Genomic DNA, 12589 nt, shown 5'->3' on the forward strand with positions numbered 1-12589 from the left:
GGAGGTGTGCGGATGAGTAGGGATGCCGGAAAGGTTGAGGAACGCCTGTGGTATTACCGGATTAAAACCACCGGTTCCCAGCAATTCATCAATATTACTCCGCACGTGGCGGAAGCGGTCCGGAACAGTCAGGTGCAGGAGGGAATCGCGGTGGTGTACGTGCCCCACACCACCGCCGGGGTCACCATCAACGAAAACGCCGACCCCGATGTGGTGCGGGATATCCTGGCGGCCTTGGAGAAAACGTACCCCGTCCGGGGCGATTACCGGCACGGGGAAGGGAATGCCCATGCCCACATTAAAGCTTCGCTGATGGGTTCTTCCTGTACGGTGATCATCTCCGGCGGCAGGCTTTTGCTGGGTACCTGGCAGGGCGTTTTCTTCTGCGAGTTCGACGGGCCGAGAAACCGGGAATTCTATGTGAAAATCCTAGAGGGCTAAAGAACATTAGCGCGCCAGCCGTTTCCCCAGCGGCGAGCCGTGGCCGTTTTACCGCGGCGGTCGTGGGGTTCAACTTCAGGGCCTCTTTTTTTTCGAGCCCCTTGAGGGGGAAAATCTACATGAATCGCCATTTTTTATATTATAATGGGCTTGTGTGTGCCTCTTGGGCCAAACAAAAAATGGAAAGGATGGTCTAAGTGTTCGTAGCCCTTGCCCTGTTTCTCACCACCTACGCTTTACTGCTGGCCTTTCCAAGACACCGGGCCTACATTGCCATGGCGGCAGCGGCTCTGTTCGTGCTGCTGGGCATCCTTCCCTACCGGAAGGTTTTCTTTGCCATAAACTGGAATGTGATTTTAATGATCGCCGGTACCATGGGCACGGTTTCCTTATTCATTGCCTCTAAAATGCCGTCTTTGCTGGCGGATCTGATTATCGCGCGCATGCCGAGCGTCAAGTGGGCCATTATCTCCCTAGCCCTTTTTGCCGGGATCATTTCCGCCTTTGTGGATAACGTGGCGACGGTTCTCATGGTGGCACCGGTGGCCCTTACCATCTGCGAAAAGCTGGGCATCTCTCCCGTAACCAGCATCATTGCCATCGCCATCTCCTCCAACCTGCAGGGTGCTGCCACCCTGGTGGGGGATACCACGTCCATCTTGCTGGGCGGGTGTGCCGGCATGGATTTCCTGGACTTCTTCGTGTATCGCGGCCGTCCCGGCCTGTTTTGGGTTGTGCAATTTGGAGCAATCGTCTCCGCCCTGGTGCTGCTGTGGGTTTTCCGGAAAGAGGGTCAAAGCATCGATGTCAAGGACCGCACCGAGGTGGAGAATTACTTTCCGACCGCCCTGCTGCTTGGCACGATTCTCCTGCTGATCCTGGCTTCCTTTATCCCGGAAGAAAAGAAACCCGAGATTACCAACGGCCTCATCTGCACCGGGCTTATGCTCATCGGGGTGATTTACGAAACCCTGCGTTCTCGCAGCCTGGAACCGTTGAAAAGAACTTTGGCGGAAATCGACTATTTCACGTTGCTTTTGCTCAGCGGCATCTTTATTATGGTGGCCGGCATTACCGAAGCAGGGGTGGTGAATGCCATCAGCGAACTTTTTGTGAGAGTGAGCGGTAACAATTTGTTCCTGATGTATACCCTGATTGTGTGGGCGTCAGTGCTGGCCTCGGCCTTTATTGACAACATTCCTTATGTGGCCACCATGCTGCCCGTGACGCAAGGCATTGCCGGTTTAATGGGGGTAGACCCGACGATCCTCTACTTCGGCCTGCTGGTGGGGGCCACCCTCGGAGGTAACCTTACGCCCATCGGAGCGTCGGCTAATATCACCGGTATCGGCATCTTAAGATCCCGTGGTTATGAGGTGAGCACGGGGCAATTCATGAAAATCAGCGTGCCTTTCACCCTGGCGGCCGTGACCAGCGGTTATGTACTGGTCTGGTTCATCTGGGCCTAAGGGGCCTGGGGTGGCGCGCGCCTGTTGACGGTCCAGGCGTTTTAGTGCCAAGGGTTTTGCTGCCGCGGTGCGGCAGCATTGTTTCCTGCCTGAAAGACCTGTGGGGTTTTCCCATGGGTCTTTTTTGTTTGGAGGGAGGGGTGGCGCGAATGGCGGGAGTAGCCGGTGCCGACTTCGGGTTTCCTTTTGGGGTTCCGGTTGGTCATGATGGCGCGGGGCAGGAATATGTTGCGGGAGCCTTAGGCCGCAACCGTTTGTTTACCGACAGCGCTTATGGTATAGGCCTCACCAAATTTGCCGATGTGATGCTCGAACCATTGGACATACAGTAATCTACTGCTCCAGCTTCCTGCCGGTCAGCCGGTGGAGTTTTTGATTCAGGACGCTGTTACTCCCCGGTGTAAGGATGCAGGAAACGCCATTTTTCTGATATAATGACTTTATATTCAGCCGGTAGGCGAGGAGAACCTAAACCCGTTCGGCGTAATTCCGAAGGGAACGCCCGGTTGACAGTCACCGAGAGGAAAGGAGAAGAGCATGAACCGGAACATCGTTTACCCAGACTACGACAATTCCTTAGTGAGCCTGACCCATTCCATTCTCAAAAAATGGGGACTGCCGGCGAGCGGTAGTACCCTGAAGCTCCTTGACCCTTACCTGGCGAAGGATTACAAAAACGTGGTGGTGATCATCCTTGACGGCCTGGGCCGGTCCATCCTGGAAGGTAATCTGCCGCAGAAAGGCTTTTTCCACAGCCACCTGGTAGGGACCTTCAGCTCCACCTTCCCGCCCACCACCGTGGCTGCCGTCACCTCCCTGGACAGCGGCCTTACTCCCTGTGAGCACGGCTGGTTGGGGTGGGATTGTTACTTTCCCCAGATAAACAGGAATGTCACGGTATTCCTGAATACGGATACGGAGACCGGGGAGAAGGTGGCGGAGGAAAGTGTCGCCCGGAAGTATTACCGGTACACCAGTGTCATTGACCGGATCAATGAAGCGGGGGGCAGAGCGTATTCTGTGAACCCCTTTGAACCGCCTTACCCGCGCACCTTTGAGGAAAGCTTGGAACTGGTGAAAAAACATTGCCGGGAGACGGGGCGGGCACTGGTTTCCTGTTATTGTCCCGAACCCGATGACACCATGCACCGGACGGGCTGTTACAGTCAAGATACCAAGCGGGTGCTGGCGGCGCTGGAAAAGCAGGTGGCGCAGCTGGCGGCGGAATTGGAGGACACCCTGCTCATTATCACGGCGGACCACGGCCAGGTGGACGGGAAATCCGTATGCATCAAGGATTATCCAAGGATTGCGGAGTGTCTCCTCAGGGTGCCTACCATTGAAGCGCGGGCCTTAAACCTTTTTGTCAAGGAGGATAAGCGGAGCCTGTTTGAAGAAGAATTCAATAATGAATTCGGTGATCAATTCCTGCTCCTGCCCAAGCACAAAGTGCTGGAGATGAAACTGTTCGGTGACGGTATAGAGCATAAGGATTTTCGTTCCATGCTGGGAGATTACCTGGCCGTAGGCGTCGGTAACCTGGCTATCTTCCACAGCAAGGAAAAAGCGGAAAAGTTTAAAGGGGTCCATGCGGGTTTGACCGCCGACGAGATGCTTATTCCCCTGATCCTGGTGGAAAAGAATTAGAGAAATATTTGGCAGGATTCCTGAAAGGGGCAGTTGAAAAACTAATAGATGGATTCAATTCAAGATGAGGAGGACAAGATTATGAGTGACAACAAAATCCTGCAGTACCTGATGGAAGCTTTCGCCGGCGAGTCCCAGGCGAACCGGAAATACTTGGCCTATGCCAAGCAAGCCGAAAAAGAAGGAAAGCTCAATGCCGCGAAATTATTCCGGGCGGCAGCCGATGCGGAAACATTACATGCTTTGAAACACTTTGAAGTGGCCGGTAAAATCGGTTCCACGGCGGAGAACTTAAAAGATGCCGTTGCCGGGGAAACCTATGAATATAAAGAAATGTATCCTCCTTTTGCCAAGGCGGCGGAAGAAGCGGGAAACAAGGCTGCTCTCATGGCCTTTACTTTCGCTATGAAAGCGGAAGAAGTCCATGCCAAGCTGTACCAGGAAGCTTTGGAGAATCTCGATTCCACGGAAGAGGTGTTCTACTATCTCTGCCCGGTCTGCGGCAATATTGAAAAGTCCGTACCTGAAAAGTGCAGCATTTGCGGCGTGCCGGGTGAAAGGTTTATTAAGTACTAATTCGGGCGGATCTTGCTGTAACAATTGGCGCGCGATGCAACCCCGCAGTTGGTGTTTCCTGCGGGGTTGCCTATTTCATGGCCCTGGCGCTTTTTCGCCGGAGCAGGGAAGAAAGCATGTTCATGTAGTAAATGTTTTTGAGCAAATCCAATGGTATGGCTGGAAAGATGATAAATGGAAGAGGCTTAAATCAACTCTTAGAAGAACTTCAAGAGTTGAATAGAACGTACGACAGGCTCTTTCTTGTGTTCATACCGCTGGTCTGCTTCAGTTCTTGTTGTTCGGTTAGCCCCTGCTGCTTTGTCTACCCCGGTTCCTGCCCGCCCGTTGACCAAGGGGCGTAGTAGCCTGCCTGGAGAGAGCTTACCCGCTTCATTCTCGCCTCAGCTGGACTCCCGCCATGGGTGGTTGGCTTCATGAGGGTAGTAAAGTTCTCAGCACAACTTTTGCCGACGTAGGGTTGATAATACTAAGAAAGGGGGAACAGGGCATGGATTACAAAATCATGCTGGTAGAAGATGATACCTCCTTGGTGCAGCTCTTATGCTCGTATCTGGAGAAATATGGTTACCACCCTGTGACAGCAAGTGACTTCGAGCGGGTTTTGGATGCGTTTTTTGAAGTGCGACCGCACCTGGTTTTGTTGGATATCAATTTGCCCAGGTACGACGGGTTTTACTGGTGCCGGAAGATCCGGCAGGTATCCAAGGTGCCCATCATACTTATTTCCGCCCGTGAGGGGGCCATGGACCAGGTATTGGGCCTGGAAAGCGGCGCCGATGACTATATCACCAAACCTTTCGATTATGAAGTAGTGATGGCGAAAATCAAAAGCCAATTGCGGCGCTGCTACGGGGATTTGGCCCCAGGTGTTCGGACAGAACGCCGCTTAGAGCTGGCGGGGCTCACCCTGTACCCGGAAAGGCCCGAGTTGCACTTTGAGGGGAAAGTGGTGGTCCTGACCCAAAAAGAAGCCGTGTTGGCCGAAACTTTGCTGAGGTCGGCGCCCCGGACCGCTAGCCGGGAATTGCTGATGGAGAAACTCTGGGATGACCAGGCCTTTGTAGATGAAAACACCCTCAATGTGAATGTGGCGCGGCTGCGAAAAAAGCTCAAAGAAATCGGTATCGACGAGGCACTGGAAACAGTGCGTGGATACGGGTACCGGCTGCATGTTACCTGGGGGAGAGCGGAATGAGGATCTTCTGGAAAGAGCACCTCCCATTTGTCTTGCTGAACCTATTCAACATGATTATCCTCTTTCTTTTTTATCGCCGGCTGGGCGGGTTCAGTACGGTAGGCAACGTGTATTACTTTCTTTTCCTGAGTACCTTTCTCTTGGGCCTGTTTTTGTTGTACCGCTATTTTACCCACCGGAGGCTGTATGACAAACTGAGCAGCCGTCCGGCAGCCATGGAAGATTTGCTGGCACCTGCCGGGGAAGGGGCAATGGCGGAAGCGCTGGACCGGCTGCTGAGGGCTCAGTACAGCCTTTATCAGGAGCAAATCCAACAGTACCGGCGGAAGCAGGAGGAACACCTGGCTTTTATGCACCAATGGGTGCACCAAATGAAAACCCCTATCTCCGTCATGCACCTGATTCTCCAAGAGAATGAAGGAGAGCCTTATGTAGACAGCATCCGGCAGGAACTGGACCGGCTGCAAAGAGGGTTAAACATGGTCTTGCACATGGCCCGGCTGAACAGTTTTCCCCACGATTTCAAGGTGGAAACCGTGGTCCTGTATCCCCTGGTGGTGGCACTGGTGAATGAGCACAAAAGGTATTTCATCCGCAAAAGGGTTTACCCGGAAGTGCAGGTGGAGCAGCACCTGGCGGTTAACACCGACCGGAAATGGCTCTAGTTCGTCCTCGAGCAACTGCTGGTGAATGCGATTAAGTACACGGACGGGGAGCACAAAAAGGTGACGGTGGTAGCCTACCGGGCAGAGCAGGGCACGGTCTTGGAAGTAAGGGATCGAGGAGTCGGCATCCCCCCGCAGGATATCCGCCGCGTCTTTGAACCTTTCTATACGGGTGAAAACGGCCGGCGCTTTGGCGAGTCCACGGGCATGGGTCTTTACCTGGTCTACGAAGTTTGCCGGAGATTGGAGCACCGGTTGGAACTGGAATCGAGGCCGGGGGAGGGAACTACCGTGCGTTTGATTTTTCAGGGATAAGTTATTCCCAGTCGCCAAACGGGAGCCCGGCAGCCCAGCACCCGGTTCCCCGAAACGCTCCAACCTTACATCAATGTAAGGTGCCTGTAAGAGGCATCGATAGCATGTACGGGGATGGTACCTTACAATCGGGGTAGTAAATGGCGAAAGGATGTTGACCCATGGAAATCGTGAAACTTCACCGTATCACCAAGATTTACGGCGAGCGGGTACCGTACCGGGCCCTAAAAGACATCAATCTGGCTGTTGAGCAAGGTGAATTTGTAGGTATCATGGGCCCCTCCGGGAGCGGCAAGACTACTCTTCTCAATGTTATATCCACCATTGATCCTCCCACTTCGGGAGAGGTATGGATAAGCGGGGAGAATCCTTATGAACTGGATGATACGGAACTGGCTTTATTTCGGCGCCGGAAGCTCGGCTTTGTCTTCCAGGACTTCAATCTCATTGATACCTTGACCATCGGGGAGAACATTGTGCTGCCTTTGACTCTGGCCGGAGAGAAAATTCCCGTCATGGAGCAAAAGCTGCAGGAGGTGGCGGCCCGGTTGGGTATCACCGGCATCTTGGGAAAGAGGACCTTTGAAGTATCCGGGGGGCAGGCCCAGCGGACCGCCATTGCTAGGGCCATAATTCATTCACCCCTGCTCTTGCTGGCCGACGAGCCCACGGGCAACTTGGACTCCAAGGCCGCCAGGGATGTGATGGAGCTCTTTGCCGGTGTCAACGGGGACTTAGGGATGACCACTATCATGGTCACCCATGATCTCCTGTGCGCCAATTACTGCCGAAGAGTGCTTTTTATTAAAGACGGCCGGTTTTTCAATGAGATCCACCGGGGTGACAGCCGCCGGAAATTCTACCAGCAAATTCTGGATGTGCTGGCCTGGCTGGGGGGTGAAGCCGGTGGCTTTGCGGCAGTTCGCTTTTCATAATGTGAAACGCAATACCAGGGTGTACCTGGCTTACTTTCTTAGCAGCGTTTTTACTATCATGACCTTTTTCTCTTTTGCCGTGAACTTGTTTCACCCGGTGGTTGCAGGAAAGAAAGGCGGTGCCATTGAACTCATCCTGGGGCAGGCGGAGGCCGCTATCCTGACTTTTTCTTTCTTCTTTGTCATGATCTCCGTCAACGCCTTTTTGAAAGCGAGGAGCAAGGAATTCGGCGTCTTGCGGGTGCTGGGCATATCCAAAACCCAGCTGAGGCGGCTGGTATTCATGGAGAACATGATGATCGGTTGCCTGGCCATTTTGTGCGGCATTAGCCTGGGGCTAGTGTTTGCCAAGCTTTTCTTAATGCTGTTAAGCAGTATTTTGGCTGATGGATCCTTGTCATTTTATTTTCCGGGGAAAGCCATTCTCCTCACGGTGATCTTCTTTACGCTGATCTTCCTCGGCATTTCCGCCTTAACCCCGCTGATTATTCGCAGTGACAGCATCATTACTCTCTTAAGAGGGGCTAAAAGGCCTAACCGGGAGATCCGGTTTTCAGCTTTGTGGTCTGCGGCCGCGGTTCTGCTGTTGGGGGCGGGTTATTTCATGGCCTTATCGTCCCAGTTATATGGAATGGCCCCCTAGCTGGACCTGGTGGTTTTATGCATAGAAGGCCTCCCTCAGGTGGAAATCCTTCTCACTTCTACCGTGGTGATAGGAACCTATCTATTCTTCACCCAGTTCAGCTTGCTGGTCTTACAGCGGCTCAAGCAGAAAAAAAGTCTCTACCTGCGGAAAACCAACTTGCTGTGGATCTCGGATCTGGCTTTCCGGGTGCGGGACAACAGCCGGATGCTCTTCTTAGTGACCATTCTTTCTAGTGTGGCCTTTACCGCCATCACCGGCGTGTATGCCTTAAGTTCCGTAGTCGGAGATGAGGCCCTAAAGGACCACCCCTTTGCCCTCACTTACACGTCCTACAGCGGCCACGACCTGGAAGGGGAGCATCTCAAGACTATTGAGGCCGTGCTGGCAAGCCGTGGGTTGGCCTATGAAAAATACGAGAGCGAAATCATTAAGCAGGTGACCACCAATAAAAGGGCTATTCATATCATCAAGGAGTCGGATTATAACCGGCGGGCGGCGGCCCTGGGCTTGGCGCCGGTGACGTTGAGGCATGACCAGGCTTTACTGGTACCGGTTTATGTGAGGTTCGATCCAAAGAGAGACAAGACTTTAAGCCAGCGGGAAATTGTATTGGACGATGGGGCTATAGAGCTTGAGGTGATAGGAGTGGCACCTAGAGTCATCTTTTATTCCGGTTTGTTCCCCAACCTGGCGGTTGTGGCCGACGAGACTTACGGTAAAATAACGAGGGTACAAGAAAGATATCATTCCTATTCTTATGTTATTCCTGACTGGCTTCATAGCATGGAGGCGGTGCAACAGCTGAGAGTGGAGTTGGGACTGGGTGAACAGGGCCGGTATTTCTGGTCCACCAGGATTGAAGCCTACCAGGTGGAGAACCAGAACAAGAAGCTGTTCTTGTACGTGGGCTTCTTTTTGGGCGCCATCTTTTTCCTTGGTGCCGGCAGCTTCTTGTATTTCAGGCTGTACACGGACTTGAACCAAGAGAAAAACAAGTACAAGGCCCTCGCGAAACTGGGCCTAAGCTGGCCGGAGATGAAAAAAGTAGCGCAGGTGCAAATTGCGGTATTATTCTTCGTACCTTTTCTTCTCGCCACCTTGCACACCTATTTTGCCGTCCAGGTACTGCAAACCGTGCTGTATTCATCCGTTTTGCACCAGTTCGCAACAGTTGTAGGGGCATTCTTACTGTTGAACATTGCTTTTTATGCCATGGTTTGTTCCGGGTATGTCAACTCTTTGAAACGTTCTATTGCACCATGATTTTCACTTGCCGTGTTGGGTCACAGCCGGTCTGTAGAGGAACAAGGGTGTATGAACGGCCCCATTAAAAGGAGAGTAGGATATGGTGGAAAACATTATCAAGACCGTAGCGGAGAAACTGTCCTCCCTACCTTGGATTGAGGGAATAGTGTTAGGCGGGTCCCGGGCCAGGGGCATCAATGCCCCGGACGCGGATATAGACATTGGCGTCTATTATGATGCCGAGAGCTTTGACCTGGCTGCCATTAACCGGCTGGCCGCCGAACTGGATGATGAGCACCGGAGTGACCTGGTGGTGCCTCCGGGAGCCTGGGGGGAATGGGTGAACGGCGGCGGTTGGCTGGTTATCGACGGTTACCACGTAGACTTAATCTTGCGTGACTGGCAGCGGGTGCTACAAGTGATTCAGGACACGGAGCAAGGAATTGTGACTGCGAACTACCAAACCGGCCACCCCCACGGCTATATCAGCGCCATGTACCGGGGAGAGCTGGCCGTTAGCAAGATCCTCTATGCCAGAAATGAAGACTTCCGCGCATGGAAAAAGCAGGCCGAAATCTACCCGCCGCCGCTGCGGAAAAGCCTGACGGATTTCTTTATGTTTGAAGCAGAATTCTCCCTCATGTTTGTCAAAGCGAATATAAGGGATAATGACAAGTATTATATCGCCGGGCATGTGTTCCGGGTGGTCTCTTGCTTGAACCAAGTGCTGTTTGCCTGCAACCGAGTCTACTGCATTAACGAAAAGAAGGCCCTCAAATTGATTGAAACCTTTCCCTACAAACCGGCGGGGTATATCCAAAAAGCTAACCGCATTTTTGAAATCCTTGGGCATTCTCTGGCTGCATGCTGCGACTTAGCGGAGAAACTGGTCCTGGAAGTAAAGGAAGTAGCAGCGGAAAGCCAGGACGTCTGAAAGGCAGGCGTTTGTCCTTGCATTTTCCTTCCCGCGGGAGTGAATTCCGGCGGGCACTTTTGTGCCGGGATTGCCGGGCGACATATTTGGCCCGCCGGAAGTCGAGTAAGGATCAAGCCCCTGTGGTATGATGCCGGTAGGAAAGGAGGGAAACAGTGTTACGGGAATTAAACCGGGTAATTGACTGTATTGAAGCCCATTTAACCGATGACCTTACCCCGGAAGTAATCGCCGCCTGGGCCGGCGTACCTGATTATCACTTGCGCCAGGTTTTTTATTACCTCTCCGGCATGACCCTCCAGGAATATATCAGGAACAGGCGCTTGTCAGAGGCTAATCGAGCATTGCTGAACGGGGCGAAAGTCACCGACGTGGCCTTCAAATACGGCTATCAATCGGTGGACGGCTTTACGAGGGCCTTTAAGAAATGGAGCGGTGTTTTACCTTCGGAAGTCATGAAAACAGGTGTGAGCAAGTGTTTTCCTAAGATTTCTTTTGTCATCACGGTTAAAGGAGGAAAGGCTATGGAATTCAGGATCGAAGAGAAACCGGCTTTTAACCTGGTGGGGGTCAGCAGGCGGGTCCCCATGCAGTTTGAGGGGATCAACCAGGAGATCGTGAAGCTGGCGGAGAGCATTACGGAGGAACAAAGGAAAGAGATGCACGCCCTGCAGGACATCCCGCCCTATGAGGTGGTCAACGCTTCTTATGATGCAGATTACAAGTTTATGAAAGAGGAAGGGTATTTAACCCACCTGATCGGTGTTCTCACCACCAAGCAACCGGCGAGCAATTCCCTGGACCTGGTGCCGGTGCCCGCCTGCACCTGGGCCGTCTTTCCCAATGAAGGGCCCTTTCCCGCCACCCTGCAAAATACCATGGCCAGGATCTATGCCGAATGGCTGCCGTCATCGGACTACGTGCTGGTGGACGCCCCGACTTTCTCTTTTACCAAGATGGATCCCCATAAAAGGGATCACGCCTACAGCGAAATTTGGATTCCGGTGCAGCGAAAAGCCCAGGTGTGATATTTGGGGTGAAAACTGTCATTCTGACTGGTATCTCCCGGAGCCCGCTACCAGCCACGCCTCGAACAGGCGGGGTTTCTTTCATAACACCAGATTTTGGAAGAGGATATAAAAGGTAATTGTAAAATATGATTGTCATTGTTGAATACTATCGTAATATGGTTCATCCTGAGGCAAAGAAGGAGCGAAAAAACACTTGCTATTCAGGTTTTACTTAATTTTCATATTGTTAGCCGGGATTCTGGGTAACGTGGGATTGATCATCAAGAATCAAAACCTGGTGCACCGGTCGGTGACTGCCACCGTGCTGCTTCATCTCCTGTGCCTGGTCCTCTGGATAGGGCCGCCCGGGTTTGCCGTTTTTGCCGCTGTGGTACTGTGTTTTGGGATTTATGAGATTACCGGCTTGCTCAAAGAAAACAGGGTTTTGTGGATGACCGTCTCTTTAGCTTTGGCCGGTGTCTTGTTCTGGCAGGACGAATGGCTGCGCTGGATTATTCCCGTCTTCTTAGGGATCAGTTTGATTGCTTTTATCATAAGCCGGGAGCATATCCGTTCCCCCCTTATATGTATGGTTTCATGATTTTTGTTCTGGCCCCTTGTGCCGCCGCTCTTGCGGCCATTTGCTCCATTAGCCCCGGCTGGATTATGTTCATGGTTTTGCTGCTCCAGTTTAACGATGTTTTTGGCTATGTGTTCGGCAAACTTTTTGGTAAGCGGCATGTCTTCAAGCAGATCAGTCCCAATAAGACTTTGGAAGGTTACCTGGGCAGCTTGCTGGCTGTGACGGCCGGTACTGTTTTGCTGTATACCCTGGTCCCGGTCCTGCAGGGGTATCCCCTGACCAGATGCGTGCCCCTGGCGGCCTACATGTTCGTGTTCGGCAATGGGGGGGATTTGCTGTTCTCCGTCATCAAGCGGGGATTGCATACCAAGGATTTCAGCGGTCTGTTGCCGGGTCATGGCGGGGTGCTGGACCGGTTCGACAGCTTGTTGTTCACCTCGCCTTTGCTATACTTAATCCTGCAGCAGTGGTAAGCCGGTGGGTCCAAGCGCCGGCCGCGGCGTTACCGCCCTGTGAGCGGTCTGTTTCTTCGAACATTGGGTACAGGAGGCGGATAAGACCATGAAATATTTTCCAGCGCTGAAGTACCTTAACCTTCCCAATCTGATGACCTGGGTTTCTTTTTGCCTCGGGATTGTATCCTTGCTCCTTTTTGCCCAGGCGAGCTACAAGCCGGCTCTCGTCCTTTATGCCTTGCCCTTCTTGTTTGATAAGCTGGACGGTTTAATGGCCAGGCGTCTCGGGCTGGCCTCGCCTTTTGGGGCGGAACTGGATAACCTCTCCGATGCGATTAATTTCGCCGTGGTGCCGGCCTTGATGGCCTATGGCATGGGTTTTAACAGCCTTTTGGCCGTGTTCGTCCTGTTGTTACATGTCCTGTCCGGTGTCTGGCGGTTGGCCTATTACAGTATTATCGGACTGGTTA

Annotated in this window: 14 protein-coding genes and 1 pseudogene; all 15 read left to right on the top strand. The window is 52.7% G+C overall.

Translation table 11 applies throughout. The features are described from left to right. Positions 1–12 precede the first annotated feature (12 nt). Positions 13–441 carry a YjbQ family protein gene (locus GXX34_05695; GenBank protein HHW07014.1) on the top strand — a complete coding sequence of 143 codons (429 nt, stop codon included), beginning with the start codon at positions 13–15 and terminating at the stop codon, positions 439–441. Between the two features lie 197 nt (positions 442–638). Further along, entirely contained in the window at positions 639–1910 is a 1272-nt protein-coding gene (locus GXX34_05700; protein ID HHW07015.1) for a TRAP transporter large permease subunit, read from the top strand. 149 nt (positions 1911–2059) lie between these two features. Beyond that, entirely contained in the window at positions 2060–2242 is a 183-nt protein-coding gene (locus GXX34_05705) for a hypothetical protein (GenBank protein HHW07016.1), read from the top strand. 205 nt (positions 2243–2447) lie between these two features. Next, complete coding sequence (locus GXX34_05710) at positions 2448–3557, top strand: alkaline phosphatase family protein (GenBank protein HHW07017.1); 1110 nt, start codon at positions 2448–2450, stop codon at positions 3555–3557. Between the two features lie 81 nt (positions 3558–3638). Further along, positions 3639–4133 (top strand): rubrerythrin family protein, encoded by a 495-nt coding sequence (locus tag GXX34_05715; protein ID HHW07018.1) that lies wholly within the window; start codon positions 3639–3641, stop codon positions 4131–4133. A gap of 490 nt (positions 4134–4623) precedes the next feature. Then, positions 4624–5331 (top strand): response regulator transcription factor, encoded by a 708-nt coding sequence (locus GXX34_05720; protein ID HHW07019.1) that lies wholly within the window; start codon positions 4624–4626, stop codon positions 5329–5331. Next, a pseudogene (locus tag GXX34_05725) lies at positions 5328–6311 on the top strand (HAMP domain-containing histidine kinase). The gene GXX34_05720 and the pseudogene GXX34_05725 overlap by 4 nt, the downstream one beginning before the upstream one ends. 161 nt (positions 6312–6472) lie before the next feature. Beyond that, entirely contained in the window at positions 6473–7246 is a 774-nt protein-coding gene (locus GXX34_05730) for an ABC transporter ATP-binding protein (GenBank protein HHW07020.1), read from the top strand. Beyond that, positions 7218–7889 carry an FtsX-like permease family protein gene (locus GXX34_05735; protein ID HHW07021.1) on the top strand — a complete coding sequence of 224 codons (672 nt, stop codon included), beginning with the start codon at positions 7218–7220 and terminating at the stop codon, positions 7887–7889. The genes GXX34_05730 and GXX34_05735 overlap by 29 nt, the downstream gene beginning before the upstream one ends. A 39-nt stretch (positions 7890–7928) precedes the next feature. After that, positions 7929–9155 (top strand): hypothetical protein, encoded by a 1227-nt coding sequence (locus GXX34_05740; GenBank protein HHW07022.1) that lies wholly within the window; start codon positions 7929–7931, stop codon positions 9153–9155. Positions 9156–9237: 82 nt separating this feature from the next. After that, positions 9238–10071 carry a nucleotidyltransferase domain-containing protein gene (locus GXX34_05745; GenBank protein ID HHW07023.1) on the top strand — a complete coding sequence of 278 codons (834 nt, stop codon included), beginning with the start codon at positions 9238–9240 and terminating at the stop codon, positions 10069–10071. 155 nt (positions 10072–10226) lie between these two features. Then, entirely contained in the window at positions 10227–11099 is an 873-nt protein-coding gene (locus GXX34_05750) for an AraC family transcriptional regulator (protein ID HHW07024.1), read from the top strand. 226 nt (positions 11100–11325) lie between these two features. Beyond that, positions 11326–11682, top strand: a complete 357-nt coding sequence (locus GXX34_05755) for a hypothetical protein (protein ID HHW07025.1) — start codon at positions 11326–11328, stop codon at positions 11680–11682. Further along, positions 11679–12137: a phosphatidate cytidylyltransferase gene (locus GXX34_05760; protein HHW07026.1), complete on the top strand. Its 459-nt coding sequence runs from the start codon at positions 11679–11681 to the stop codon at positions 12135–12137. The genes GXX34_05755 and GXX34_05760 overlap by 4 nt, the downstream gene beginning before the upstream one ends. 88 nt (positions 12138–12225) lie before the next feature. Beyond that, the coding region (locus GXX34_05765) for a CDP-alcohol phosphatidyltransferase (protein ID HHW07027.1) at positions 12226–12589 on the top strand (364 nt) is incomplete at its 3' end.

This window comes from Clostridia bacterium (assembly GCA_012840125.1).
Classification (GTDB): Bacteria; Bacillota; DULZ01; order DULZ01; family DULZ01; genus DULZ01.